Source organism: Brucella pseudogrignonensis, assembly GCF_032190615.1.
In the GTDB taxonomy this organism is placed as follows: Bacteria; Pseudomonadota; Alphaproteobacteria; order Rhizobiales; family Rhizobiaceae; genus Brucella; species Brucella pseudogrignonensis_B.
Genome location: NZ_JAVLAT010000002.1, coordinates 546,921 through 571,944 on the forward strand (window position 1 = coordinate 546,921; position 25,024 = coordinate 571,944).

Sequence of the window (25,024 nt, forward strand, 5' to 3'; positions counted from 1 at the left end):
CATGGACGCCCGTGTGAAAAGGGTCTGACGGCATCCGGGTCGCGTTTGCCTCCATCATACCCATCATCGCAAGTTGAGCATCTCGACAGGTCTTGATGCTCGAACAAACGGCGGCGGATTTTTTCCGGCGTGTGATGATGTTTGCCCGAAACACGGGCTCTATGGAGGTCGACAATGAAAAAACTTATCGCTGCGTTTCTTATTACGGTTGCAGCCGGTGCTGCATCGGTTGCACATGCTGCCGAAAAGGTCACGGTCTTTGCTGCAGCCAGCATGAAGGATGTGATCGAGGAAGCCGCCAAGCAGATCAAGGCCAAGGACGGCACGGAAGTTGTGGCTTCCTTTGCTTCGTCTTCGGTTCTGGCAAAGCAGATCGAGCAGGGTGCTCCGGCACAGATTTTCATTTCTGCCGATCTCGACTGGATGGATTATGTCGAGAAAGCCGACCTGATCGACAAGGCATCGCGCAAGGTGATTGCGGGCAACGCGCTGGTGATTGCAACGCAGAAGGAAACGCCGAAGGGTGAAGCCAAGGAACTGCTCAGCGCTGGCCGTTTTGCAATGGGTGATCCGTCGAACGTTCCTGCCGGCAAATATGGCAAGGCAGCGCTTGAAAAGCTCGATATCTGGAAAGACATCGAAAAGAACGCCGTTTTCACCGAAAACGTGCGCGTTGCGCTGCAATATGTGAGCCGCGCCGAAGTGAAGGCCGCAATCGTCTATGCATCGGATCGTGCGGCTGCGCCTGAACTCGTTGAAGCCTATCGCTTCCCGGCTTCGAGCCATGCTCCAATCCTTTATCCTGCAGCACTGATTGCAAAGAATGAAAATGATGCCGCCAAGGCATTCCTTGCGTTCCTTGAAAGCGATGCCGGCCAGGCGATCATCAAGGACAAGGGCTTTGTAGGCGCTGCAGAGGCCGCTCAGTAATGATGGAAGGCAATGTCTGGCAGATTGTTGCTCTGTCGCTCCGGGTTGCCGGGATCGCTATTGTTGTCGCTCTGCCAATTGCCTTTCTTGTTGCGTGGATTCTTGCCCGGTTTAATTTTCCGGGCAAGTCTCTGGTACAGGCTATTGTCACCATGCCGCTGGTTCTGCCACCGGTGGTGACGGGTTATCTTCTGCTGATCCTGTTTGGATCGCGTGGTGCGCTTGGCGCGCCGTTGCAGGAATGGCTTGGCCTTTCCTTTTCCTTCCGCTGGACCGGTGCAGCTCTTGCTGCAGGCGTCATGGCGTTTCCATTGCTTGTTCGCCCTATTCGCCTCTCGATTGAAGGGCTTGATCGTGGGCTTGAGGAAGCGGCGCGCACGTTGGGCGCCAACAGGTTTATTGCTTTTTTCACGGTGATTTTGCCGCCCTTGCTGCCGGGCATTCTGGCGGGTGCGGTGCTTGGCTTTGCCAAGGCGCTCGGCGAGTTCGGCGCGACCATCACGTTTGTTTCCAACATTCCGGGCGAAACGCAAACGCTTTCGCTGGCGATCTACGCGCTTTTGCAAACGCCGACAGGCGACGCCGAAGCTTTCCGTCTGATAGCGATTTCTGCAGCCATTTCCATTGCTGCCGTGGTGTTGTCTGAATGGTTGCAGCGCAGGCTTGCAGGAGAAGCGAAATGAGCGGTCTTGAAGTTTCCGTCGCTGGCCGCAATGGCAAATTCGCGGTTGAAGCAGATTTTGCCGCCCGTTGGGGTGTCACGGCTCTGTTTGGCCATTCGGGCGCTGGCAAAACAACGCTTCTCAAGATGATTGCCGGAACGCTGCGTCCGGAAAGCGGGCGCATCGCTGTCGGTGATTTCACGCTTTTCGATGCCGAAAAGGGTATCAACCTGCCACCTGAAAAACGCCGTATCGGCTATGTGTTTCAGGAAGCGCGGCTGTTTCCGCATATGAGTGTGAAGCGAAACCTCACTTATGCGCGCTGGGCCGGAAAACGCCAGAACAGCCGCAGCTTTGACGAGGTTGTGGCGCTGCTTGGCATCGATCATCTCTTGGATCGTCGTCCGGCAACTCTTTCGGGCGGCGAACGCCAGCGCGTGGCCATTGGTCGTGCGCTTTTGTCTGATCCAGCACTTTTGCTGCTGGATGAGCCGCTGTCCTCTCTGGATCATGCACGCAGGCAGGAGATTTTGCCCTTTATCGAGCGGCTTCGTGATGAAAGCCATGTGCCGATCGTCTATGTCAGCCACGAAATCGACGAGGTTGCGCGGCTTGCCGATGAAATCGTTCTTCTATCGGGCGGCAAGGTGAAAGCCAGTGGCGAGGCTGCCGAGATTTTCCCACTGATTGACGGGGACGGCGACGGCGCTGGTGTGCTGCTTGAAGGCTCGGTTTCGGCTTATGATGAGCGCTACAAACTTGCCGAAATCGATCTTGGCGGGACGACATTCCAGCTCAGCGATGCCGGGCTTAAACAGAACATGCATGTGCGCCTTCGGGTTCGCGCACGCGATGTCTCCATTGCGCGCAAGGCACCAGATGCGATCAGTATCCGCAACGTGCTGCCGGTTTCCATTGTGGCGATTGAAGCGGGAGAAGGGCCGAATGCTCACGTCGCGCTCGACTTTCAGGGGCGGCGTCTGGGTGCGCGACTGACGCGGCGTTCGGTCGATGATCTGGGCCTTGCAGTGGGCGATCAGGTCGTGGCGCTCGTCAAAGCGGTCTCCGTGGATCGCGCCGCAATAAGAGAGAAATGAGGGTGACAATTTTCCTGTTTGCGTAATCCACCTTTTATGCTCCTGTCTCTATTAGATGGGAGCATTAAATGACTGATTTGCGAGATTGGACACCACGCCCGAAGCCTGAACGCAAAGTGCTGGAAGGCCACTATGTCAGGCTCGAACCACTGGATGCCGCCCGGCACGGTGACGAGCTGTTTGCGGCATCTTCCGTTGAAGATGCGGATCAGCGGTTTACCTGGCTGTTCGAGGTTCCACCTGCAACGCGCGAAGCGTTTGAGCCTTGGCTCGAAAAGGTGTCGGGCAGCGAAGATCCTCTATTCTTTGCGGTCATCGACAAGGCCAGCGGCAAGGTTGCCGGTCGTCAGGCCTTGATGCGTATTGATCCGGCTCATGGTGCCATCGAGATCGGGAACATCTATTGGGGACCGCTCATCTCGCGTAAACCGGCTGCCACCGAAGCGCAGTTCCTGTTCATGCAGTATGTTTTCGATGAGCTTGGCTATCGCCGCTATGAGTGGAAGTGCAATGATAACAACGCGCCGTCCAAGCGCGCGGCGGAACGTTTCGGCTTCCAGTTTGAAGGCACTTTCCGCCAGCATATGGTGACAAAGGGCAACAACCGCGACACTGCATGGTTTTCGATCATCGACAGCGAATGGCCAGCGCTGAAACAAGCTTATCAGGCATGGCTTGCGCCGACAAACTTTGATAGTGACGGTCAGCAGATCAGAAAATTAGAGGATTTTCGCATTGGCGGCTGAACCGAAGAAAAGCAATCCGGCAATTGCCGCAGCCATTATCCTGGTTGGTTTTGGCGTGCTCGCTTATTATCTGCCAACGATCATGATCGCGCTTGGCGAACGCTCGCACATCGCAGCGGTTATTTTCGGGATACTCTTCGTACTCAGCTTCTTTGGCATATTCTGGCTGCGTTCGCGCCGCCAGAATAAGGACTAACCTACGAGTGCAGCACTAAGCAGCAGAGCGCCGGTCAGCGCAATAAACAGTGCCGCGCCTACTTCAATCGCCGCTTTCAAGCGACCGGACATGGCGCTGCTGCCTGCAAAGCGCAATGCCGTGTTTTTGGCGGTTACGGCCAGGGTTGCGAGAAATGCCACGGTCAGAAATGTGCCAAAAGCCATCGCGAAGACCGAGAGCAAGCCACCGACCATCAGACCATTGAGAAGCGCGAAGGTGAGCACGATCAGCGCGCCGGAGCATGGGCGCAGGCCGACAGAGAAAATCGCCGACCATGCCGTCTTCCAGTTGAAGTCGTCGCCGAGCGTCGATGGGTCGGCAATATGGGCGTTGCCGCAATCGGCACAGATATCACCCTCACCGATGAAGACGTGATCGGCCGCGGCATTGGCAGGCTTGTAGTTGAGCTTGACCGTGTTGGTGGTGCCGAGCGCACGCGTGCTTTGTGAAACGCTGCCCTGCCAGGCTGGACCGCTGGCCATTGCCGTTTGAGGCGCTGCTGCAAAAAGCGCGCTTGTCGTGGAAGGCTCGGCACTGTCACGCTTCTTGAACAGAAGCGGCAATTTGCGTGCAAGCAACCACAGGCCAAAGAACAGCACCAGCGCGAAACTGGCAATTTCCATATAGCGAGCGGTCTGGTTCATCGAAATGCCGGTGCCACGCAGCACAAGCCAGGCCAGTCCCACCACAAACACCGCCATGATCGCCTGCAGCAGCGATGAGACGAAAGACAGGAAAATACCGCGTTTCAATGCTGTTTCATTGGCGATCATGTAAGACGAAATGACCGCCTTGCCATGGCCGGGACCGGCAGCATGGAAAATACCGTAAACAAAGGAAAGGCCGATAAGCACGGATGCCTGCCATGGGTCTTCCCGCATGGCTTTGAGCGCGGTTGTCATGGCGAGATAGAAGTTGCGCTGCTGTTCATTCATCCAGAGGATGATATGCGCAAAAGGTCCGGTCGGTTTCATGGCGACTTCATTGGCACCGATGCCCAGAGATGATTGCGCCCAAGCCTGGGCGGCGATCATCACAAGGCTGACTGTGAGAATGAAACGGACCGTTTTCTTCATAAGGCTGATTATCCTTTTTTCTCGCAGTCTATCTCGAGGCGCGTGGCGAAAATCTTCGACATGTCTGTGCCTGCCGGATCGTTGAAAAAGGCTTCGGTCAGGGTTCCCTGATTTTGCGCAAGCGCTTCATCGGGATTAGGGCGAATGACCTCAGACTTGCAGCCTGCAGGCAGACCTTTGACGACCAGCTCATTATCGCTCACATAGTCGATCGCCGTATAAAAGGTCGGATCGTAAACGCCGAAACTGACTTTGTGTCCCGGTTCAAGCTTTAGCGGCTTTTCAGGCTTGCTGGTGAAGACGATCATCAGATGATTGTCGGAGAAGTCAGCTGCCAGATCTTTCGGACGCGCCATTTTAACGTCCTTGCCATCGGCAAGCACGGTCTGAAAATATTTGAACTCGGCGATGGAGCTGTTGATGACATGGCCAAGGTCGATCAGCTCGTTTTTGTCGAGCTGCAAATCGCCATTCTTATCAAACTCCATCAGAACCGTTGATGAAAACACATCATCAAAACGCCAGATATGGGCGAGTTTTTCCACCGTGCCGTCCGGTGCAATCGTGAGTTCCAGCCTTGCATCGGCAAAGACATGCGGGTGCGCACTCGCGGCCAGAGGCGCAAACACTGTCGCCAGTGTTACGGCAAGGCCAAGGGGGCTTTTCAGCCATGAGCGCAAATCAAGCATATACGGGTTCCGTCAGTTCATCTGCAAGGCATAAGGGTGAAGGCGGCAAAAGTGGGACGAGTACCGCCTTTTATAACCCCTTGATTACAGTTTTGTGTTTTCGCGCGCTTCGCGGTCCTTAAACCATTGGGTCAGAAAGTCGACCAACGCGCGAATCTTAGCAGGTAGATAGCGGCGGTGCGGATAGACGGCATAGATGCCGCCGTCCCTTACGATGAATTCATCGAGACAGGGAATGAGCCTGCCACGCTCAATCTCCTCCTCCGCAATAAAGGCTGGGAGCGAGCAAAATCCAAGTCCGGCAATTGCTGCCGTCTTGGTTGCAACTGGACTGTTCACTTCAATGGGGCCATTGACCGTCACCGTCATCATCGAGCCGTCGGTATTGCGGAAATGCCAGTTGTTGCGTGAGCGGGCATTGGTGTCGATGATGCAGGGCTTGTCGTGCAGATCTTCCGGGCGTTCGGGCTTGCCAACGCGCGCAATCAGTTCTGGTGCACCACACAAAACGGAATGGAACGGTGACAGCCTTTTGGCAATGAGCGAGGAATCCTGCAAACGCGTAATGCGGATTGCAAGGTCGAAGCCTTCTTCCACCATATCGACGAAACGGTCATCGAGCCGCACGTCGAGCACGATCTCCGGATGGGCAAGACAGAAATCGATCAGCGATTGCCCGATCACCGCATCGGCAAAGGTACGCGGCGCTGAAAGCTTGATGCGTCCGCGCGCATCTGAACTTGTTTCGCTGACGGCATCCTGAAGCGCGTCGATCTCGCGGATGATCTCGACAGCGCGGTGATAATAGGTGTGCCCGGCTTCCGTCAGTGAAAACTGACGTGTCGTGCGGTTGAGCAGGCGTGCACCGAGTTCATCTTCCAGTTCACGCACATATTTGGAAAGCAGCGCCTTGGAGCGTCCGATCTTTCGCGCCGCAGCCGAAAAACCTTCCGCTTCGACCACGTCGATGAATGCGCGCATACGTGTGAGGGTGTCCATGGTCTAGTCCTGCTTTTCAAAGTTGTTTGAGTTAAGCGCATTCAGTGTCTGGTACGATTGGCAGTCCGCGCGCAGTGTTGCGGCCAATGATTGTCTCCGATTGCCCGTTGAAACGCACTTTCTCACTCACAGGGTTAACAAGTGATTCGTTCGAAATTTGCCGATTTTTGCATTCATTTGGCAGCCTGACTGCGCCATAAACGCTTCTTGCAACCAAGTGTTCGCCTTTTAACCAGCCGGCATTCGCTTGCATTAGAGGTTTTGAGTGCTTCGCGATGATCGGTTTCAACGGATCGAGGAGCGTCATTGTTCACCGCCAGCAGCTTGTTTTGGGGGGTATGGTCAATCAAAGGTTAAAATTTGCGACAGAATGTTTCACTATTATTGAACAATGGCAAGCGCGGTAAGTCCATTGGCGCGCTTAAAAATTATTTTTACCGCAACAAAGATTTGTCATTGTATGGACACATCTTTGAGATTATATCGCCCTTGCCCAAAGTCGCACGTGCCTGTGGGTGTCCGCCGATCCTCGAATGGTGAGGAATTCGGTACGGTACCTGGACCTAACCGCTCCAGTTGATCTGTAGGCCAACCGCCAGATCAAGGACATCTTGAAGCAACGACGGTGCGGGCCTTTCTAGTGTCTTTCGGTTGTCCAAAAACCGAAATTACTGAAGAGGCACACCTTCATTGCCAGAAGTGCGGATGCGGTTCTCCAATTCCAATCCAAGGCAGACAAAGCGGAGTAACGCGGGTTTAGCGTTGTTCCACCGCCGCATGAGTTTTCGCGTGACCTCAGCACCTCCAAAGGCTGGCCTCACTGCGGATGCGCTTATGCATACTTTGTCCCTTAGAATGCGGCTTAAGTATACGCCGTGCGGGAGAACGACCATGGCTACACAGCGTATTATCGACTTCCTCAACACTCGCCGCCCGGATGGTCCTTGCCTCGTCGTCGACACCGACGTCGTGCGCGAAAACTATCAGAATTTTGAAAAGGCTTTGCCAAACTCACGCATTTTTTATGCTGTGAAGGCAAACCCTGCACCGGAAGTGCTTCGTCTTCTGGCTTCCCTCGGCTCGTGCTTCGATACGGCATCGGTTGCCGAAATCGAAATGGCACTCGAAGCAGGCGCAACACCAAGCCGCATCTCTTATGGTAATACCATCAAGAAGGAGCGCGATGTTGCGCGCGCTTTCGAGCTGGGCATTCGTCTCTTTGCGGTTGATTGCGTAGAAGAAGTCGAAAAAGTTGCACGCGCCGCTCCTGGCAGCCGCGTGTTCTGCCGCGTTCTGACCGATGGTGAAGGCGCTGAATGGCCGCTGTCGCGCAAGTTCGGTTGCGTGCCTGCCATGGCTATCGACGTGCTGCGTCATGCAAAGTCGCTCGGCCTCGACTCCTACGGTGTATCGTTCCACGTTGGCTCGCAGCAGACGGACCTCACCGCATGGGATCGCGCTTTGAGCGATGCTGCATCGGTATTCCGTACGCTGGCTGACGAAGGCATTGTTCTGCGCATGGTCAATATGGGCGGTGGTTTCCCAACCCGCTACCTCAAGGACGTACCGACCGCACAGGCTTATGGCATGGCGATTTTCGATGCGCTGTCGAAGCATTTCGGCAATCGCATTCCGGAAACCATCATTGAACCGGGCCGCGGCATGGTTGGCAATGCAGGCGTGATCAAGACCGAAGTGGTTCTGGTTTCGCGCAAGTCGGACAACGACAATGTTCGTTGGGTCTATCTCGATATCGGCAAATTCGGCGGTCTGGCTGAAACGATGGATGAGGCGATCCGCTACCAGATCGTGACCCCGCGTGACGGCGGCGAAACTGAGCTTTGCGTGCTGGCTGGCCCAACCTGTGACAGTGCGGATGTTCTTTATGAAAAGACGCCGTATCCGCTGCCGGTTTCGCTGACCATCGGTGATGAAGTTCTCATCGAAGGCACAGGCGCCTACACCACCACCTATTCGGCGGTGGCGTTCAACGGCTTCGAACCGCTCCGATCATACGTCATCTGATCTTTCAGGTTTAATCTGAAATTTCCTCTCAATCTGCCCAGCGCTGAAAGGTGCTGGGCAGGATGTGCGGCTGCCCATTTTTAGGGTGCGATGTCATGAACGCAAATCTGGAAATCCAGGAAAATACTGTAACCGGCTTTTCGCCACTCTTTGTTCCGGCCTTCACGGTTTCGGTCGAGGCGGCAGAGCACGTTGCTGCGCGCGAAGCTCTGCTTGATCGGGCGATGGGCGAGGGCCGTCGCAGGAAATCGTCGGAAAAGCTTCGCCGTGGTCGTCTGCCCGCGGAAGGTCTGGCTTTTTCGGCGATTGATGACCATGGAATGCTGGTGGGCACTGTCCGGCTATGGAACGTTCACGCAGGACTTGACGCATTTGGATTCCCGGTTTCGGCGCTACTGCTCGGCCCTCTGGCAGTCGATCCATCGACCGCCGGTCGCGGTATTGGCTCGGCCTTGATGCAGCACGCAATTGCCGAGGCAAAGCGGCTTGATCATGGTGCCATTCTGCTGGTTGGTGATCCGGAATATTATTCTCGCTTCGGCTTTACTGCCGAGAAGACTGGCCACCTTGCCATGCCTGGCCCATTTGAAAAACGTCGTTTTCTGGCGCTGGAATTAAAGGTGGGGCAGCTCGACGCGACACAGGGAATATTGCGCGCCAGCGGACGTAAAGTCGCGCGTGCCTAGAGAATTTCCAGTTTTCATTGAACCTTTGGAAATTCTCTATCGTTTTGTTTTGCGCGCATCTTGCTCCGAAAACCGTTTCACACTTTTCGGGATGCGCTCTAACTGATACGCACCAGCCGTCCGAAGTTGCGGACGGCTGTTATGGCAAGCCCTGCCAAGAATCCAGCAATCAGCCCGGCAATGACAACCAGTTTGCGGGACGAGCCAGCCGGTTCAAGCGGCGGACGGGCTGCAGAAATCACGCGAACATTGGTGGTGGTGATGCCTTCCTGTTCGCTCGTCTCGCGCGAGCGCAGCAGAAATGCTTCATAAACGGAACGAAGCGTGGTGGCTTCGCGCTCCAATTCGCGCAGTTTCACACGATCATTGTTGCTGTTGGCCTGCTGAGACTTGAGCTGCGCGAGGCGGGAGCTCAAGTCACGCTCCTGCTGCATCGAACGCGCGACCTCAACTTGCAACGACGCACGGATGCGGCGCAGTTCCGCATCAATATCATTAAGCGCCGTCTGCTTCTGTGACTGAAGTTGGATGTACTGCGGATGACGTGGCCCAAGCTGAGTGGATGCGCCACTGGCATTCTGGCTCGCCAGTGCATATTGCGCACGCAAGGCCGTCAGCGTGTTCGAGCGCAGGTCTTCTGGTAACGTGCCGGAAATAACACTGCCTGTATTTGCATCGTTGAGCACCTGTACCCGCGCCTGAAGGCGCATGGTTTCAGCGCGTTGATTGGTCAACTGATCGTTGAGGCGCGACAGATCATTGTCACTGATAAGCTTGCCATCGACATCAACCAAATCGCGTGATGTACGAAAGTCTGCTGCGGCTTTTTCTGCGGCTTCAACATTTGCCCGCATATCTGCAAGCCGCTTTGAAAGCTCAGCCGCATTGCGGCGTGCCGCATCCGATTGCAGAGAATCGAGTTCTTTCTGGAACACCGAACCGATCAGATTGGCGATTTCGGCCGATTTTTCCGAACTGCGGGTTTTGACGGCAACAGAGTAGATAAACGTTTTTGGATCGCGCCCGATAGTCACACTGTCATAAAGATTATAAAGAACGCGCGTCTCAAGCGCCTGGCCATCAGCGACTGTCCTGGGCTTCACCATGCTTTTAAGCTGCGCGAAAAACCCTGCTACACCGGTCGGAACGAAGGTGCCGTTAAACTCCGGGTCTTTGGTAAGATCCGCCTCATCTATGACTTTGAGCAGAACGCTGCTCGAATCAAGCAATCGGGCCTGGCTTTCAGCAATTGCCAGCGAAGCATCGGTTGGCAACTGTCCCGGGGTTAGCTCGGTGCCGACGGTTTTGATGTTGCGTGGATCGACCAGAATATCCGTTGAAGCGACATACATCTGCGGAATGGTCAGCGCATAAAGCGTTGCAACAAGGCCGCCGAGCAACGTTGTCGCTAGCAGCAATCTACGGGACCCGCGAACGAGTTCAATCGCCACGCGCGGATCGATCAGCGGCCTCCATTCATTATCAGGCGCGGCCTGTCGTACTGGCAGCTTTTCTTCGAAGACACTCACTGGTGGCTCCACACTATCGGCTGCTTCTGCTTTGACTTTTGAAGCCTTCTCGCGCTCTGCAATTTTGCGCTCAAGTTCCGCTTTAATAGAAGCCATGCGCGAGCGTAGCTCAGAAACTTCGTGTTCATCAGCAGCCTTTTTTTCCTGTTTGTTTCGGAAAAATTCGGTGCGTTCTTTTGGCGTTGCTGGAGGGGTCCATGGTGGGATTATTGACGGTTGCTCGTCTGAACGCGCGTCAGCTTCTTCGCGGCTTGTCTGCGGCGAGTCCGAGAATGCAAGAAGAGGCTTATCCTCTCTTCCTTTATTGCGCTGGTCGTCACCGCTCATCGTCAAAGATGTCCGTACCCCGAAATGGCTTATCTAAACCCGACTATATGTTTTCTGTGCAGAACAAATGGTTAATTTGCGGATCGATAATTGTCCCACAGCATAATTCCCTAAACTTTCTTCGGTTTAAGGTAAAAGTTATGCTGTAAATTTAACAATTTAGAGCGACCTTTGTGCGCCCAACAGGGCGCACGGCGCTCTAGTGCTTATTAATTAAGTCTTTTTCGCTAAGTTCTGGTCTAGCGTCGGTATGCGCGACTAATTAAGTAAAACACAATATAATGACGAGGCCCGTGTTTGTTCGCGAAAGCAGTCCAGAAATTGTTGGGTAGCCGTGGGACCGTGGTGAGGGATTATTTCTCGCTCTTTTCAGGTTCCGCTGGGCGACTAGTGGTTTCACTTCTTTATTTCATAGCGCTTGCAAACACGCTGCCCACCGGAGACTTTGGTATTTTTGCCACTGCATCAGGAACTGGTGTCGTGCTGTCGCGCCTCGTCTCGCTGGGGTTCAGTTCGCCACTCTATCGCATTTCAACGGTTAAACCGTTGCTGCTTGGCACTTATACGGCGGGTTATCTCGCGGCAGTTGTGTTGTCATTACCGCTTTTCGCCATCTGTTCTTGGCTGGTCTATTTCATCTTTTTTAGTCGCGACATTTCGTTTCTACCCTTTGCCGTGGTGGTGATTGCGGAAGCGCTTTTGTGGCGCTCCACTGAAATGATCATGATCGTCAATAATGGGCTGCGCCGTTTTGGAATCACTGCGCTGCTGGTGATTTTTGGCACCGCCACACGCGCGATTGCGGCTGTGTTGTTTATGTTTTTGGCTGCCACTCACGATATTGCACATTGGGCATGGTGGTATCTGGCAGCAAACGCAGTGGCGCTGACTGTTGCTCTGCGCTTTTACCCGAAGGTGAAGCTTCGTTTCGAGCCGCGACTCTATATGCGGCGTGTGTCTGATTCTTTCGCCGTGATGGGTGCGGAACTGCTCTTTTATATTCAGAGCGAACTCGACAAGCTTCTGGTTCTGAGCATTGGCGGGCCGACCACGGCGGGTATCTATGCGATCATCATGCGATTGGTTGATCTGACCGCATTGCCGATCCGCTCTTTCAATATGATGCTGGTTCAGAAGCTTATGCGTAGCCCGGATATGCTGGCGTCGCTGCGCATCAGGGCAGGGCTGGAACTTGCGGTTTTTGCGGTGTCGGTTGCGGGCCTCGGTGCGATGGCGATTTTTCTGCAGTTCTTCCCGACAGCACTTGGTGCAAGCGTGGCGCCGATTGTCGGTCTTCTGCCACTGGTTCTTTCAGTGCCGGGCTTTCGCAATCTCATCGAGTATCAGACAGAAATTCTTTATGCGCGTGGCCAGTCAGGTCTGCGGACAATAAGCATGGTGCTGATGACGGCGGCAAAAGCGTTGTTCGTCTGGCTGCTTCTCCTCAATTTTGGTGATAACAATGATTGGATCGCCGGATTGAATTTTGTTTTTGCAGGCATTTATATTTTGTCGCTGGTTTTCACCTATACCAGCCTTCGCCGGCCTGCCAAACGGGTATAGAAAGCCCGAAGTTGGGCTTCGGGCCGGATAATTTATTTAGCTAGGCGCCGATGATGCGGCGAATATCTGCCACCGACAGGCTGAGGAATGACTGCATACCAATGGCAACCTGATGCGGTTCCATCTCGGCAATGAAGGTTCGAAATTCTTCTTCGCTCGGCGGTGGTGCAAACCACTGCATACGGCAGAGATCGTGGGTATCGTGGAAATGGCCTGCGCCTTCCAGAACATCATCAACGTAATGGCCATAAATAAAGCATTCAGAGAAGCGACGGACATTGCCGATTGCGGCAACCCAATGCTGGCCGGTGTGCTTTTCGATCCGTTCGCACATGCCGACGACTGAATCTCTGCGCCATGAAACAAGCTGGCCGATATAATCATTCAGCGCGCTTTTGCCGTTTTTGACGCCAAGCAGTTTACCGGCATTCTCCGCCCATACCGGATGCTCCGGCCATTCGGGATTGGCAAGTGCATTGGGCCGATAGAACAGGCGCAACTTATCGCCCTGCCAGAGCGTGCTGCAATCGAAAGGCTTCACAAAAGCGGTGTCTGAATCAGTATAAAGAAGGCCCTCTTCCTCGACCTTGCTGGCCAGCGCAATGCGACGCAATTGCTGCACATGCCAGCCACGCAACGGCTTAGCTTTGTAAGAAAGCCAGACACGGCGGCGACCGAGATAGGTGGGATCTGGAAATGCGCGAATCCATGAAGGCAGCAAATCACGCTCATCGATAACGATGCGGTTTGCACTTTCGATATGCCTAAAAAGGGCTATATCTTTGCTGTCGACAAGAATGTAATGCTTGGTGAAACCAGTGACATGCTTGTCCATGGTTTCGCACAAGAGCTTGCAGCGCTCAAAGTCCTGATCCCAGCTGGCGGTAACAATTGCTGTCTTCAAGGCTTACTCCTCAAGAGCTTTTCCTTCACCACGCGCCAGAGGAAAACCGGATTGCCGACAAGGTAACGCTTTGCCAAACGCCGTGGTTCTTGCAGCAGACGATGCACCCACTCCATTTTGATTGTGCGGACCCAGTGCGGAGCACGCTGAACGCGGCCGGTATGCAGATCGAACAACGCTCCCACAGCACTCGCAATGGTGCAATGCTCTGCTGTGATATGCTTGTCAATAAACAGCTCCTGCCGCGGAACACCCATAGCGACGAGCAGCATGTCCGGATGATAGTCTTTTAGTTGTGTCAGAATACCGTCAAGATCGGCAGGCTTGAAATAGCCATCTGAAATGACGCGGAAATCATGCTGTGGTATCTGCTTCTTGAACAGCTGGGCTGCATCTGCGGCAACGCCAGGACCGCCGCCCAAAAGCGCTACTTTCATCGGGCGCTTGATATGCTGCATCAGTCCAGGAATGAAGTCCGTCCCGTTAAGATTGGCCGGGAATTTTTCGCCGTAGGCAACTTTGCTGGCAATATCAACGCCGATACCGTCAGGCAGGATCAGGAAATCCTTCAGTGCGGCCATATAGACAGGGTCTTCATGCGCGATATTGGCATTGTTGGCATTCAGCCAACCCTGTTTCATGAATTCTTTGTTTTCAATACGCTTTTGAAAATAAGCGAATGAGCTATCCCAGTCGAAACAGACAACTTTGATACCGAGAATATTTTTATATTCAAGCTTTTCGGGGGAAATAGTCGTCATGTCAGTTTGCTTTTCCTGTCACGTCCTGAAGTGTTTTAAGGCCCCGTGAGATCGCGCTGCCCATGCCTGCGATTTGTGCCTGTTTAAAGGCTTTTCCGTCGAGTTTTTGACTATCACCGTCATTGATTTTTTTCAGTCTCTCAATAACGGCGGCAGCAAATTCTGCGGGCTTATCGGCAATGGTGCAGTTTGCCGGAACATTTCCAATACCGCGAACCGAATGGGCTGTCGCGACACTTGGCAATCCGAGTTCAAATGTCTCGATCGACTTTAATTGAACACCAGTGCCTGCGCGGCTGATCAGCGGTACAAGCTTGCAGCTTTCTACAAATTTCGTTGCATCGGGAACTTTGCCGACGAAATTTACGCCGGGCCATGCTGCAATCAGATCAGCGGGTGTGCTTCCAGCAATCGCAATCGAAATGTCTTGTGGCAGCAGCGGTTTCACTTCACGCAGGAACCATTCAAGGCCGATACGGTTTGGGTGCCATGTCCATGTGCCGATTAAAGCAAGATCATATTTTGCAGTCGGCGTCTTAGGTGTCGCGCCATTGTCCGGCATAACCAGCGGTAATGTCGCAAACTTTTCTGATGTCAGGCCGAGTGCCGGGCCGTCTTCTTCCGCAAAGGTGAAAACAAAGCTAGCCTGTTTGCACAGCCGGTTTTCTAGTTTCTTGAGAACACGCGCTTCGCGCGCAAATAAGATTTTCTGAATTTTACTCTGGGTATCGGCGGCATTCTCTTCTGCCGAACGATGTTCGACATTATGCGCGATGAATATCGAAGGCTTGTCTTTGAAAACATCTTCAAATGCACCAGGAAGCGTGACGCCATTCAGAACATAGGCGTCGAAGTCGCCAAGATCGCCAATCGCTTCGCGGATTTCTACCGCCGGGATCACGCGTAGTTTTGCGGAGGATACTGTAAGCCCGGTCAAAAATGATTTTAGCACCCATCCGACTTTGCGCTTGATCCCCGCACCTTCGGTCCGCACTTCCACTTCGCCAAGCACAACTGTTTCTTTGCTTTTAGCGGCCTTATGACCGGGCCATGTGAAACCCAAAACAGTTACTTGCGCGCCCGCGCGACGAAGGCCGTCAATGACGGCTGCGTTTGCAACTTCGTAACCTGTCGAAGCGACAGCGTGCGGAACAAGTGATGTTACGAAGACAAGACGAAACGGTTGCAATTCAGCTCCTGACAAATTTAAACGCTTGACCAATCATTATGAATGACTGTGTTTGACAGTCTCTACAGCCATGCAGTGAACTTTTCTTTAAGCGTTTATCTATAGTGGAAAGATAAATATAAAATATAAAACTCTGAAATAAATCGGAAGCCGAGATGTCAGATTTACCAGATCATATAGAAGTAATCGCTAAAACGCCCGACCTTGCTTATGACGAGATCGATATTGTTGTGTCGCTTCCGACATTCAAGCGGCCTGAGCACCTTATCAGAACCCTTGATACACTCAATGCGCAGACAACAAAGCGCAAATGGGCTGTTGTTGTTATTGAGAACGAGACCGAAAAGAAGGAGGGTGCAACTGTTGCAGCCCCACTTTTCGAAGCTGGCAAATATAATGGGATGCTGATCGGTGAATCGCATCGCGGCAATTGCAATGCCTATAACGCTGGCTGGCTGACCGCGACGAAGTATTTCCCAAACTTCAAATATATCATCGTCATCGATGATGACGAACTGGCAGATTCGGACTGGATCGAAAACATGGTTTCGACGGCTGAGCGTTATGACGTAAGCCTCGTTGGCGGTCCGCAATATCCGATTTTCGAAAAGCCCAATTCGGAGCAGTGGGCGAAGCATCCTGTGTTTCTTCCGCATTATACCAAGACTGGCCCGGTTCCGATCATCTATTCATCGGGCAACCTGTTGATCGCCCGTGCGGTCATTGAAGCCCATAGCTATCCGTTTATGGATCTCAAGTTTAACTTTACCGGCGGCGGCGATTCTGACTTCCTGTCTCGCTCGATTGCCAAAGGCTTTAAAGTTGCTTGGTGCGCTGAAGGCATCGTTCGCGAAACAATTCCAGAGCGCCGATTGGAAAATGACTGGATTCGTTCGCGGGGCCTGCGTAATGGCGTTCTTTCGACGCTTATTGAACAACGCAAGCGCAAGGATGATCCACTTGGACAGCTGCGCGTATTTCTGAAAAGCCTTGCTTTGCTGGCTTACTCGCCAATTAAGGCTGTGAGAAGAGGCGTTGCCGCAGGTTTCGCGCCTGTTGGCATGTACTTCATTCATATCGGGTTGGGCCGTGTGATGGCGCATTTTGGCTATCTGAACGAACAGTACCGTAACCCAGATAAAAATTGATCAAATCTAAAAAGAGGCCGGCTATGAAAATATCCGGCCTTATATTTTTTTATAGTATTAGGCGCTGCGTCTCATTTGTATACGCGCATTTGCCATCGCGTCGGCTAAACGAGTAGTATTTTTAGCGGCGTCAGCATCAGCATCATCGAACACGATATGATTCATTTCCACGCTTGCGCGCTTACCTGATAAGGTTAGGCGAAAATATGCGTAAACCCCCATGTTGCGAAATTCCATGTCCAATATAATTGATGGTGGGGAAAACCAGTCGCAATTTAGCTCACCTCCGTGTCCGAGCGAAAGTGTGCCCGGAAAGAAATAGAGCTCTGTCGCTGAACTAACCAGATCAGCGATATTGGCAAAAAGTTCACAGCGGATAAAAGCGATGTAATCAGCTGGGTCGACTAGTCGCAGTTCTGCAACGACTTCGCTAATATTTTCGGCAATTATTGCCTCGCGTTCCTTTGAGAATTGTAAACTCTTCATCCAGTCACCACCGATCTGCAGAAACAAGAAATATAAGAATAGAGCGATATAAAATCATTTCAAACCTATCAACGAACAGAGTGTCGAGAGTTGATCACTCGGATCAATTCTGCCACGGCTTTATAAAATTCTGGAGCAATCATCTGATCGACATTAACCTGCTTATAGAGGGCACGTGCTAGTTGAACATTCTCAAATACCGGGATGGAATTAGCAGTTGCTATTTCTCTTATTTTCAACGCAATGAGATCTTGCCCTTTTGCAACAACGATAGGCGCCGCATCTTCATTGGGGCGATAGCGCAATGCTACAGAAAAATGGGTTGGATTTGCGACAATCAGCGTGGCAGTTGGGACAGCGTTGATCATGCGGCGCCGGGCGCGGTCTCGCCCCAACGAGCGTAGGCGTGCTTTAACCAGTGGATCGCCTTCCGACTGCTTAAGCTCGTCCTTCACTTCCTGCTTGGTCATGCGCAGTTCCTGCTTCCAGTGAATGCGCGACCATGCAAGATCGAAGCCAGCAATTGCGGTGATCGCGAGAACATTGGCCACCAGAAGCCGCACCAGATTTTCACGCAAAAACTCGGGTAATGCGCTTGGGTCGGTCGCTACCGCTTCGGTGAAGAGATTGTTGCCTTTGAAGAAGACAAAGAACACGATCACGCTTGCGGCAATGAATTTCGCCAATGATTTGAGAAACTCAACTTGACCGGCACGACCGAAAATGCGCGACCAGCCTTTGAGCAGGGAAATGCGCGATGCTTGTGGGCGAATACGCTCACCGACAAATCGCGGTGCATTCTGGAAGGCGGATGCAGCAATGCCCGCAAGTGGAATGATGATGAAGACCGGAATGAGAGCTGCACCGACAGACAGAGCCAGAATGCCAAACAGATGGCTTGCATCTTCTGCGCTGTTAAGGGTCCAATCTTCCGGGCGGTCCATCAGTTCGCGCAAGAAGACAGCCAGTTTGGTTGTTGCGGGTGCCGCGACGAAGACTGCAATCACCAGAAAGGACGCGATACCAGCGAGGATCGGCGTTTCGCGAGAGAAAGGCATGTTACCCTTGTCCAATGCGTCGCGGATCTTCTTCTCTGTCGCGTCCTCAGTTTTGCTCTCTTTATCGGTATCGTCGGACATCTATCACACGCAGTGCTATTTTGCGTCGTCACCAGAATCGAGGGTGATAATACCCCGTTCTGAGAGATCGATGGCGATGCGTGCGATTGCACGTCGTGCGTCTGCGATGTTTTGGCTGGTAATGTTGCCTTGTTCGGCGGCCAGTTCGCTTTCGACCATGCGGCGACCGCGTGTAGAAAGTGATGACAATACCATTTCCTGAAGTGTTGCATCAGCACCACGAAGAGCCGTTGCGATTTGCTCTGTCTGTACTTCATCGAAGAGTAGAAGACGTGCACGTTGTGGAAGCCGTTCCACATCTTCAAAGTTAAACAGCTTAGATTTAATGCGCGCGATGTCGTCCTGGCTGAGATCTTTGAGGCTCGACATGAGCTCTTCCATCTCCTGTCGGTCGAGCTGGTTGAAGATGTTGGCGATCTGCCCGTGATGGGCTTTGACCGGGCCTGCATCGCTGCGGCCAAGGAGGTCGCGACGCAATACATCTTCCAGAAGATCGGCTGCAGCTGGCGCAACATTGCCAATATGCAGCGAGCGCTGAACGACGGCACTGCGCAGCTGTGGCGGCAGACCTACAAACATGCGGGCGGCGAGGTCCGACGGCAGTTTGGAGACGATATAGGCGATGATCTGTGGATGCTGATCGGCGAGATAGGCCTGCAGGCTCTCGATCGGCAGTCTCGCAAGCTGTACCCAGACGGATTCCTGCACGAGCTGCGGCTGAACGCGCTCTTCAAACACGGCATCGGCTTCGTCTTGTGGCAAGGCTTCGCGCAGCAGGCCTTCAAAGCGCTGTGCTGCTTCTGAAACGGGCGCGCCTTCGGCAAATGAATCTTCGAACTGCTTCACCAGATGTTCAAAGTCGAGCGGAGAAATGGGTTCAAGCGTGCGGGCATGGCCTGCAAGCTTCCGCAAATCTTCGGCGTTGAAGTGTTTGAGCAGCCGTGAGGCGGAAGGACGGCCGATTGCGACGAGGATCGCAGCCGCTTTCTGCGGACCGGAAAGAGTGTCAATCACTCCGCTTACGCTGTCATCGAGAGACTTCTGCGATTCATTATCGGCCATGGTCGATCCGTTACTTACCGATGATTTCGGTGAGGCTGACGCCGAAGCGGGAGGAATCGTCTTCAAGAACGATCACTTCACCGCGCGCAATCACACGTCCATTGACGACGATATCGACCGGATCACCGATCTGCTTGTCGAGGGTGATAACAGCACCGCGACCAAGCTTCATCAGATTGGCAACAGGCATGGTCGTTCCGCCCAGCACGACCTGCACGTCGACCGGTATGCCCATGATGAGCTCGAGATTGGGCTTCGCTGCGCCTGTCTTTGCAGCGCGTGGCTTATCTTCCTGCAATTCTTCGATTGCCTCGTTGAGCTCATGCTGCATGTCTTCATCCTTGCTTTTCTTGCTCATGCCTGCCCCGCAATTTCAACGGTCGCCTTCTTGACGGCGCGACGTACGAAGACAGGTAGTGCGTTCTTTTCTTTTGGCGCAGGCTCGCTTACGGGAGCGAAAGCCTGCTCCTCAATACGGGCGACTGTTGCCGTAACATTGCGTGCCTGACGCACATCACGGGAAAGAGCCTTGCGCACGCGGTTCAGCTCTTCAATCGCTTCGTCCATTTCCCGACGAACGCGGGCGGTTTCAGCGAGACGGGCTCCAAGGCGGACGGTTTCATCGGCAAGATCGGTGCGCTGGTTCTGCAAAGATTTTGCAACGCGCTCCAGACCGTTGGAAGCCGCAGCCACGCGAAGCGTCAGCAGCTTGCCGAGCTTGATCGTCTCATTGGCTTTGCGCCCGACGATGATGAGCGCACCAAGCGAGCCGAGAGCCATCAGCGTGGAAAGTATGTTAGCCAGCAACAAGCTCATCGATGAGATCCTCTTCCTGATTGACCGGATCGCCAACCTTGACTGTAAAGTGAATGCCGGACTTGCCGAGCGTGCATTTGAAAAGCTGCTGATCGCCAGCGCGCAGACGTACCTGTTCCATGGCGTCCATCGGGAGCTTCAGAACCTGACCGATTTCAAGCTTTGAAAGAGCGTCGAGCGTCAGGCTTCCCTGCTGAATGAAGGCTTCCAGCTCGATCCGTGCGCGGCTGACTTCGCTGCGCATTCTTTTGCTCCAGGCAGGATCTGCCTGATCCATCGGACGGCGCAGGAATGCAGCCACGGCATCTTGCATTGGCTTGTGCGTGCTGCGGGGCAGAAGAAGATGCACAGCCCCTGTCTTGCCTGCCGCGACCACATCAATCCGGCAAACGAAGAGGCGCGAACGCTCGAATTCCTCGCTATTGAACTCAGCCGCGTCAGTGCATTCGCCTGCAGCAAACAGCGCCTGGGCGGTGTTTGAGAAAACCTGATCGAGCGCTGCAGCCATGTGGGATATCAGCAGGTTCGATATTTTGCGCTCCAGCAGACCGAAAGGGCGTTCCAGATCGAAGCTTCCAAGATTTCCCTGTGCACCAAACATGGCTTCAATCACGGAAAATACCAGTGTCGCATCAGCGGTTACATAGAGCGTGCAACCCCAGCGATCGGCTTTAAGCGGCGCGATAATCGCAGCCTTGTCCATGATGGCATTGAATGCCGCATCGTCCGCAGCCTCAACCTGGCCTGCTTCCGCATCAAATGCAGCAGCACTGCCCTGTTTGAGACGACCGCAAAAATGGGTGGATGCATCCTTGAACACATGCGCAAGCGACTTCAGATCGTCGCCCGACAATCCTGCCGCCCGCAACAGATTTTCAGCGAGCACGTCGTTTTTGCGGTTCTGGCCCAGAGTGGTCATATCAGGCTGCCTGCTGGATCGGCGTTGTCGCCATGGTTTCCTGCTCGACAACGTCGATACTTGGACGTTCATAAGCGGAGATCGTCTTGCGGCCGTATTCAACGGCGATCTGCGGCAGCGAACCATTCATATATGCAAGCAGGGTCTGCTTGACGACGGTGTAAAGACGGTTGTTCTTATCACGCGTCGACTTGATCTTGGTAGCAATCGGACCAACGACACCATAGGAAAAGAAGATACCTGCGAAAGTACCAACAAGGGCCGCACCAATCAGATGGCCGAGCACTTCCGGGGACTGGTTGAGCGCACCCATCGCTTTAATAACACCAAGAACAGCCGCGACGATGCCGAGGGCAGGCAGCGCTTCGGAAATGCTGACCATCGCCTGATAAGGCTTGAGCTTGTCGCGCGAAAGCGTGTGGATTTCTTCATCCATAAGCGCTTCGATTTCATGCGAACGAACATTGCCAACGATGATGAGGCGGCAATAATCGCAGATGAAGTGGATGAGGTCGTCTTTTTTCAGGATGTTCGGATATGCCTGAAAGATCGAGGATTCTTTGGGGTTGTCGATATGGACTTCCACCTCGTTGCGCGACTTGGCGCGCAGCTCACGCATCAGGCTATAAAGCAAGCCGAGAAGATCGAGATAATCACGCTGCTTGGGCACTGCATTGGTGAAGGCCTCAACGCACGCCTTGCCCGTATCTTTCACAAGTGAAAACGGGTTGGCGATGAAGAATGTGCCAAGGGCTGCGCCCAGAATAATGACGAATTCCCACGGCTGAACAAGCACGCCGACGTGACCGCCCATGGCGATGAAACCGCCGAGCATACAGCCCAGTGTGATGGCGAGGCCGATGAGAATACCCAAAGCGCAAGACTCCCGTTGGTTCGAAGTTGTTCTTACACTGTAGGGAATGCGCCTTGCGCGAAGCTTGTCGCATGACGCTAAGGCATAATTCCTTAAACTTAAATCAGTTTAAGGTAAAATTATGCTGCAAATATAAAGTGTTAGAGCGCGTTTGGGTCTGATTGGATCAGGGTGGTGCTCAAATCATTTGTTTTAACGCGTCTTGTTCCAAAAACCTTACACCCTTTTGGGGATGCGCTCCAAAATGCATCAGCTTCGGACAAGCTTGAGACCGCATAAAGGATGTGAAAAATCGCAGGGGGTTCTCGCATGGTCAACACGATGATGAGTTATCGGCTGATCGCGTCCGATATGACGCGGTCGTTGCAGCGCGTTTCGAAGGAACCGCTGGTCGAGCGAGAAACCGCCTATTACAAAGAGAATATCGGCAAGGTGAAATCCATTGATGATTTCATGTCCGATACCCGGCTTTATAACTACGCGATGAAGGCATTCGGCTTGGAAGACATGGCCTATGCCAAGGCATTCGTTCGCAAGATCCTGACCGAAGGCGTCAAAGATGATGACGCGATGGCGAACAAGCTGACCGACAAGCGGTATAAAGAATTTGCGACGACATTCGATTTTGCAGGCAAGGGTGAAAAAGCCACCGAAAGCACGGCTGCCCAGCAAGGTGTGATGGATAAATATATCCGTCAGACACTGGAGACCGAGGCTGGCAGCCAGAACGAGGGTGTCCGTCTGGCGCTCTATTTCGAGCGCAAGGCATCCACCATTACCAATGCATATGAAATCCTTGGCGATAAGGCATTGCTGACCGTTATGCAGACAACGTTTGGCTGGCCCTCGGTGATGTCGAATGCTGACATCGACAAGCAGGCCAAGATGATCGAGGCCAAGGTCGATTTCTCGAAAATGTCAGACCCTGACTATGTATCGAAGATGATCTCGCGTTTCACAGCCATGTACGAAATGAACAATCCAACCACGAGCAGCCCGGCATCAATCGCCTCGCTGTTGCTCGGTGGCACGTCGTCGGTCGGCATATCGTCGAGCATTCTGACCACTTTGCAGAACTTCAAGCCGGGCGGACGCTGATCGATGCAGAATAATTCCATCTATGTAGGTCTGTCTTCCCTCGTCACACTTGAACGGCGGATGGATGCCATTGCGCATAATGTGGCAAATATTTCGACGCCGGGCTTTCGCGGCGAAGGCACGAAATTCAATACAATCGTCTCGAACAAGGCCAGCGAAGACGTGAACTTCGCGACCGCAGGCAAGAGCTATATTCGCACAGAAGCAGGCTCAATGCTGGAAACCGGCAATCCTTTTGATGTTGCCGTTAAGGGCGATGCTTGGATGTCGGTCAACACCCCGCAGGGTGTTGTCTATACCCGCGACGGCCGCATGAAGATGATGCCAACCGGCGAACTTGTGTCTGTCACAGGCAATTCGGTTCTGGATGTGGGCGGTGCGCCTATCGTTCTCAATCCGGATGGCGGCGCGCCGAAGATTTCCAGTGACGGTGCGGTCTACCAGAACGGCGCACAGATCGGTGCAATTGGCCTGTTCTCGATCCCAGCAGATGCCGATCTCAGCTATGCAGGCAATTCCGGTGTCGTGCCAAGCAAGCCTGCACAGGCTGTCGTTGACGATATGAGTGTCGGCGTTGTGCAGGGGATGATCGAAGGTTCCAATGTTGATGGCATGACGGAAATGACCCGTCTGATCAGCGTCAGCCGGGCTTTTGAGCAGGTGAATAATCTGCTTTCACAACAGGAAAGCACGGTGGCTGAAGCCATCAGGACGCTGGGCTCCAAAAACGGATGACGCCTGATTTACCGCTCGCGCGGCTCGCCGCCTTTGCACGCCAACAATCGATAGCGCCAAAGTCCCTGACAGGTATTGGCGGTACGGTGAGCGATGTGTCGCGTTCGGCGATTGCGGTACGGGGTCTGTCGCGCAATGCGCGTTTGGGTGATGCGGTGGCTATCCGTGCCGACAGTGGTCAGAGCCTAGCCGAGATCATTCGTGTGGCTGATCATCAGGTGCTGGTGAAACCTTTTGATGATCGCATAATTCCATCACTTGGCGCCGCTGTTTTTGAAGTAGGGCCGCTTCGCATTCGACCTGCGCCGGAATGGCGTGGCAGGGTCATCAATGCATTGGGCGAGGCGGTGGATGGAAAAGGCGCATTGCAACCCGGTTTGCGCCCCATGGCATCGGAAAACCTTGCGCCAGCCGCCTTGCGACGCGCACGCGTGGATCGCGGATTGCGGACCGGCGTCAATGTAATCGATATTTTCACGCCGCTCTGTTTTGGGCAGCGTATCGGCATTTTTGCAGGCTCAGGTGTAGGCAAATCCACCTTGCTCGCCATGATGACCCGCGCTGCCGATTTCGATACCGTCGTTCTGGCGCTGACCGGTGAACGCGGTCGCGAAGTGCGCGAGATGCTCGAAGAGACCATGGCGGGGCATCTCGATAAAACGGTAACGGTGGTTGCGACGGGCGACGAAAGCCCGATGATGCGCCGCCTTGCTCCCAATACTGCAACAGCAATTGCCGAGTATTTCCGCGATCTTGGACAGAATGTCCTGCTGATTGTGGATTCCGTCACACGTTTTGCCCATGCTGCGCGCGAGGTGGCTATTGCTGCGGAAGAACCGCCGGTATCGCGGGGTTATCCGCCAAGCGTGTTCAGTCAGTTACCGCGTTTGCTTGAGCGCGCCGGCCCCGGCATTACCGAGGCGGGTGGCAGTATCACGGGCATTTATTCGGTGCTGGTCGATGGCGATGATCACAATGATCCGGTTTCCGATACCATTCGCGGTACGCTCGATGGGCATATTGTTCTTGATCGCGCAATTGCGGCTCAGGGACGTTTTCCGGCGGTCGATATTCCTGCGTCGGTTTCACGACTGGCAAAACATAACTGGACGCCAGAACAGCGCAAACTTGCCACCCAGCTGCGCAGTATGGTCGCCCGTTTTGAAGAGACGCGCGATCTGCGTGCGATTGGCGCCTATCAGAAAGGCAATGACGGATTGCTGGATCAGGCTGTCGATTTTGTTCCGCGCATTTATGATGCGCTGCAGCAGTCGCCCGAGACAGGCCTGTCGGCTGACCCTTATCACGATCTTGCCGCGGCACTGCGCGGGGAAAAACAGGCATGAA

Annotated in this window: 27 protein-coding genes; 12 read left to right on the forward strand and 15 right to left on the reverse strand. The window is 53.6% G+C overall.

The genetic code is table 11. The features are described from left to right. The first annotated feature begins 174 nt into the window (after nt 1–174). The 5 genes from modA (at nt 175) to RI570_RS13880 (ending at nt 3,631) form a co-directional block, all read left to right on the forward strand. On the forward strand, nt 175–930 hold the full coding sequence (modA, locus tag RI570_RS13860) for a molybdate ABC transporter substrate-binding protein (RefSeq protein ID WP_064321403.1): 756 nt from the start codon (nt 175–177) through the stop codon (nt 928–930). After that, a complete protein-coding gene (gene modB / locus RI570_RS13865) occupies nt 930–1,613 on the forward strand; it encodes a molybdate ABC transporter permease subunit (protein ID WP_007877118.1) in 684 nt (227 codons plus the stop codon). Before modA ends, modB begins: the two co-directional genes overlap by 1 nt. Next, on the forward strand, nt 1,610–2,689 hold the full coding sequence (gene modC / locus RI570_RS13870; RefSeq protein WP_313829146.1) for a molybdenum ABC transporter ATP-binding protein: 1,080 nt from the start codon (nt 1,610–1,612) through the stop codon (nt 2,687–2,689). The genes modB and modC overlap by 4 nt, the downstream gene beginning before the upstream one ends. A gap of 68 nt (nt 2,690–2,757) precedes the next feature. Beyond that, nucleotides 2,758–3,435: a GNAT family N-acetyltransferase gene (locus tag RI570_RS13875; protein ID WP_112814620.1), complete on the forward strand. Its 678-nt coding sequence runs from the start codon at nt 2,758–2,760 to the stop codon at nt 3,433–3,435. Then, nucleotides 3,425–3,631 (forward strand): hypothetical protein, encoded by a 207-nt coding sequence (locus RI570_RS13880; protein ID WP_007877114.1) that lies wholly within the window; start codon nt 3,425–3,427, stop codon nt 3,629–3,631. Before RI570_RS13875 ends, RI570_RS13880 begins: the two co-directional genes overlap by 11 nt. Here RI570_RS13880 and RI570_RS13885 read toward each other — a convergent pair. The 4 genes from RI570_RS13885 to RI570_RS13900 all read right to left on the reverse strand — a co-directional run bounded on the left by RI570_RS13885 (nt 3,628) and on the right by RI570_RS13900 (nt 6,723). Next, on the reverse strand, nt 3,628–4,728 hold the full coding sequence (locus RI570_RS13885; RefSeq protein WP_113487353.1) for a nickel/cobalt transporter: 1,101 nt from the start codon (nt 4,726–4,728) through the stop codon (nt 3,628–3,630). The genes RI570_RS13880 and RI570_RS13885 overlap by 4 nt on opposite strands. Nucleotides 4,729–4,736: 8 nt before the next feature. Next, entirely contained in the window at nt 4,737–5,417 is a 681-nt protein-coding gene (locus RI570_RS13890) for a DUF1007 family protein (RefSeq protein ID WP_007877111.1), read from the reverse strand. A gap of 84 nt (nt 5,418–5,501) precedes the next feature. Next, complete coding sequence (locus RI570_RS13895; RefSeq protein ID WP_313829149.1) at nt 5,502–6,416, reverse strand: LysR family transcriptional regulator; 915 nt, start codon at nt 6,414–6,416, stop codon at nt 5,502–5,504. 31 nt (nt 6,417–6,447) lie between these two features. Continuing rightward, a complete protein-coding gene (locus tag RI570_RS13900) occupies nt 6,448–6,723 on the reverse strand; it encodes a hypothetical protein (RefSeq protein ID WP_313829151.1) in 276 nt (91 codons plus the stop codon). A gap of 584 nt (nt 6,724–7,307) precedes the next feature. Here RI570_RS13900 and odc2 point away from each other — a divergent pair. Then, nucleotides 7,308–8,441, forward strand: a complete 1,134-nt coding sequence (odc2, locus tag RI570_RS13905; protein WP_313829152.1) for an ornithine/lysine decarboxylase — start codon at nt 7,308–7,310, stop codon at nt 8,439–8,441. Nucleotides 8,442–8,536: 95 nt separating this feature from the next. Then, the gene (locus RI570_RS13910) at nt 8,537–9,127 is read left to right on the forward strand and encodes an N-acetyltransferase (RefSeq protein WP_313829153.1); all 591 of its coding nucleotides are present in this window, start codon (nt 8,537–8,539) and stop codon (nt 9,125–9,127) included. Between the two features lie 98 nt (nt 9,128–9,225). Here RI570_RS13910 and RI570_RS13915 read toward each other — a convergent pair whose 3' ends face one another. Next, nucleotides 9,226–10,983: a GumC family protein gene (locus tag RI570_RS13915; protein ID WP_313829154.1), complete on the reverse strand. Its 1,758-nt coding sequence runs from the start codon at nt 10,981–10,983 to the stop codon at nt 9,226–9,228. A 297-nt stretch (nt 10,984–11,280) separates the two neighbouring features. Here RI570_RS13915 and RI570_RS13920 point away from each other — a divergent pair, with 297 nt between their 5' ends. Beyond that, a complete protein-coding gene (locus RI570_RS13920; protein ID WP_313829155.1) occupies nt 11,281–12,546 on the forward strand; it encodes a lipopolysaccharide biosynthesis protein in 1,266 nt (421 codons plus the stop codon). Nucleotides 12,547–12,586: 40 nt separating this feature from the next. Here the strand turns inward: RI570_RS13920 and RI570_RS13925 are convergent, their stop codons facing one another. The 3 genes from RI570_RS13925 to RI570_RS13935 are packed head-to-tail and all read right to left on the reverse strand — an operon-like array spanning nt 12,587 to nt 15,400. Further along, nucleotides 12,587–13,450 carry a DUF6492 family protein gene (locus RI570_RS13925; protein WP_313829156.1) on the reverse strand — a complete coding sequence of 288 codons (864 nt, stop codon included), beginning with the start codon at nt 13,448–13,450 and terminating at the stop codon, nt 12,587–12,589. Beyond that, a complete protein-coding gene (locus RI570_RS13930; RefSeq protein ID WP_313829157.1) occupies nt 13,447–14,211 on the reverse strand; it encodes a WecB/TagA/CpsF family glycosyltransferase in 765 nt (254 codons plus the stop codon). Before RI570_RS13930 ends, RI570_RS13925 begins: the two co-directional genes overlap by 4 nt. Before the next feature lies 1 nt (nt 14,212). Further along, on the reverse strand, nt 14,213–15,400 hold the full coding sequence (locus tag RI570_RS13935; protein ID WP_313829158.1) for a glycosyltransferase family 4 protein: 1,188 nt from the start codon (nt 15,398–15,400) through the stop codon (nt 14,213–14,215). Between the two features lie 155 nt (nt 15,401–15,555). Here RI570_RS13935 and RI570_RS13940 point away from each other — a divergent pair, with 155 nt between their 5' ends. Continuing rightward, nucleotides 15,556–16,548 carry a glycosyltransferase gene (locus RI570_RS13940; RefSeq protein ID WP_313829159.1) on the forward strand — a complete coding sequence of 331 codons (993 nt, stop codon included), beginning with the start codon at nt 15,556–15,558 and terminating at the stop codon, nt 16,546–16,548. Nucleotides 16,549–16,605: 57 nt separating this feature from the next. Here the strand turns inward: RI570_RS13940 and RI570_RS13945 are convergent, their stop codons facing one another. The 7 genes from RI570_RS13945 to motA all read right to left on the reverse strand — a co-directional run bounded on the left by RI570_RS13945 (nt 16,606) and on the right by motA (nt 21,844). Then, entirely contained in the window at nt 16,606–17,034 is a 429-nt protein-coding gene (locus RI570_RS13945) for a hypothetical protein (protein WP_313829160.1), read from the reverse strand. Between the two features lie 68 nt (nt 17,035–17,102). Beyond that, nucleotides 17,103–18,173, reverse strand: a complete 1,071-nt coding sequence (locus RI570_RS13950; protein WP_313829161.1) for a flagellar type III secretion system protein FlhB — start codon at nt 18,171–18,173, stop codon at nt 17,103–17,105. A gap of 15 nt (nt 18,174–18,188) precedes the next feature. Next, entirely contained in the window at nt 18,189–19,235 is a 1,047-nt protein-coding gene (locus RI570_RS13955) for a flagellar motor switch protein FliG (protein WP_313829162.1), read from the reverse strand. A 10-nt stretch (nt 19,236–19,245) separates the two neighbouring features. Then, on the reverse strand, nt 19,246–19,593 hold the full coding sequence (gene fliN, locus RI570_RS13960) for a flagellar motor switch protein FliN (protein ID WP_039860233.1): 348 nt from the start codon (nt 19,591–19,593) through the stop codon (nt 19,246–19,248). Next, nucleotides 19,590–20,051: a BAB2_0123 family type IV secretion system effector gene (locus RI570_RS13965; protein WP_313829163.1), complete on the reverse strand. Its 462-nt coding sequence runs from the start codon at nt 20,049–20,051 to the stop codon at nt 19,590–19,592. Before RI570_RS13965 ends, fliN begins: the two co-directional genes overlap by 4 nt. Continuing rightward, a complete protein-coding gene (locus RI570_RS13970) occupies nt 20,032–20,970 on the reverse strand; it encodes a FliM/FliN family flagellar motor switch protein (protein ID WP_313829164.1) in 939 nt (312 codons plus the stop codon). Before RI570_RS13970 ends, RI570_RS13965 begins: the two co-directional genes overlap by 20 nt. Before the next feature lies 1 nt (nt 20,971). Further along, nucleotides 20,972–21,844: a flagellar motor stator protein MotA gene (gene motA, locus RI570_RS13975; protein ID WP_313829165.1), complete on the reverse strand. Its 873-nt coding sequence runs from the start codon at nt 21,842–21,844 to the stop codon at nt 20,972–20,974. A 309-nt stretch (nt 21,845–22,153) separates the two neighbouring features. Here motA and RI570_RS13980 point away from each other — a divergent pair, with 309 nt between their 5' ends. Genes RI570_RS13980 through fliI form a run of 3 tightly spaced genes read left to right on the forward strand, consistent with a single transcriptional unit; the run spans nt 22,154 to nt 25,023 of the window. Further along, nucleotides 22,154–22,942, forward strand: coding sequence for a DUF1217 domain-containing protein (locus RI570_RS13980; RefSeq protein ID WP_064321430.1), 789 nt, complete (start codon nt 22,154–22,156; stop codon nt 22,940–22,942). 3 nt (nt 22,943–22,945) lie between these two features. Then, entirely contained in the window at nt 22,946–23,677 is a 732-nt protein-coding gene (gene flgF, locus RI570_RS13985) for a flagellar basal-body rod protein FlgF (protein ID WP_064321431.1), read from the forward strand. Then, complete coding sequence (gene fliI / locus RI570_RS13990) at nt 23,674–25,023, forward strand: flagellar protein export ATPase FliI (RefSeq protein ID WP_313829166.1); 1,350 nt, start codon at nt 23,674–23,676, stop codon at nt 25,021–25,023. The genes flgF and fliI overlap by 4 nt, the downstream gene beginning before the upstream one ends. The last annotated feature ends 1 nt before the right edge of the window (nt 25,024 follow it).

Coding starts and splice junctions, on each gene's coding strand:
- modA (WP_064321403.1), top strand. CDS start 175: ATGAAAAAACTTATCGCTGCGTTTCTTATTACGGTTGCAGCCGGTGCT.
- RI570_RS13915 (WP_313829154.1), bottom strand. CDS start 10,983: ATGAGCGGTGACGACCAGCGCAATAAAGGAAGAGAGGATAAGCCTCTT.
- RI570_RS13940 (WP_313829159.1), top strand. CDS start 15,556: ATGTCAGATTTACCAGATCATATAGAAGTAATCGCTAAAACGCCCGAC.
- RI570_RS13965 (WP_313829163.1), bottom strand. CDS start 20,051: ATGAGCTTGTTGCTGGCTAACATACTTTCCACGCTGATGGCTCTCGGC.
- RI570_RS13950 (WP_313829161.1), bottom strand. CDS start 18,173: ATGTCCGACGATACCGATAAAGAGAGCAAAACTGAGGACGCGACAGAG.
- fliI (WP_313829166.1), top strand. CDS start 23,674: ATGACGCCTGATTTACCGCTCGCGCGGCTCGCCGCCTTTGCACGCCAA.
- RI570_RS13875 (WP_112814620.1), top strand. CDS start 2,758: ATGACTGATTTGCGAGATTGGACACCACGCCCGAAGCCTGAACGCAAA.
- RI570_RS13980 (WP_064321430.1), top strand. CDS start 22,154: ATGGTCAACACGATGATGAGTTATCGGCTGATCGCGTCCGATATGACG.
- RI570_RS13900 (WP_313829151.1), bottom strand. CDS start 6,723: ATGACGCTCCTCGATCCGTTGAAACCGATCATCGCGAAGCACTCAAAA.
- RI570_RS13885 (WP_113487353.1), bottom strand. CDS start 4,728: ATGAAGAAAACGGTCCGTTTCATTCTCACAGTCAGCCTTGTGATGATC.
- RI570_RS13930 (WP_313829157.1), bottom strand. CDS start 14,211: ATGACGACTATTTCCCCCGAAAAGCTTGAATATAAAAATATTCTCGGT.
- RI570_RS13945 (WP_313829160.1), bottom strand. CDS start 17,034: ATGAAGAGTTTACAATTCTCAAAGGAACGCGAGGCAATAATTGCCGAA.
- RI570_RS13970 (WP_313829164.1), bottom strand. CDS start 20,970: ATGACCACTCTGGGCCAGAACCGCAAAAACGACGTGCTCGCTGAAAAT.
- flgF (WP_064321431.1), top strand. CDS start 22,946: ATGCAGAATAATTCCATCTATGTAGGTCTGTCTTCCCTCGTCACACTT.
- modB (WP_007877118.1), top strand. CDS start 930: ATGATGGAAGGCAATGTCTGGCAGATTGTTGCTCTGTCGCTCCGGGTT.
- RI570_RS13955 (WP_313829162.1), bottom strand. CDS start 19,235: ATGGCCGATAATGAATCGCAGAAGTCTCTCGATGACAGCGTAAGCGGA.
- fliN (WP_039860233.1), bottom strand. CDS start 19,593: ATGAGCAAGAAAAGCAAGGATGAAGACATGCAGCATGAGCTCAACGAG.
- RI570_RS13895 (WP_313829149.1), bottom strand. CDS start 6,416: ATGGACACCCTCACACGTATGCGCGCATTCATCGACGTGGTCGAAGCG.
- RI570_RS13890 (WP_007877111.1), bottom strand. CDS start 5,417: ATGCTTGATTTGCGCTCATGGCTGAAAAGCCCCCTTGGCCTTGCCGTA.
- RI570_RS13910 (WP_313829153.1), top strand. CDS start 8,537: ATGAACGCAAATCTGGAAATCCAGGAAAATACTGTAACCGGCTTTTCG.
- odc2 (WP_313829152.1), top strand. CDS start 7,308: ATGGCTACACAGCGTATTATCGACTTCCTCAACACTCGCCGCCCGGAT.
- modC (WP_313829146.1), top strand. CDS start 1,610: ATGAGCGGTCTTGAAGTTTCCGTCGCTGGCCGCAATGGCAAATTCGCG.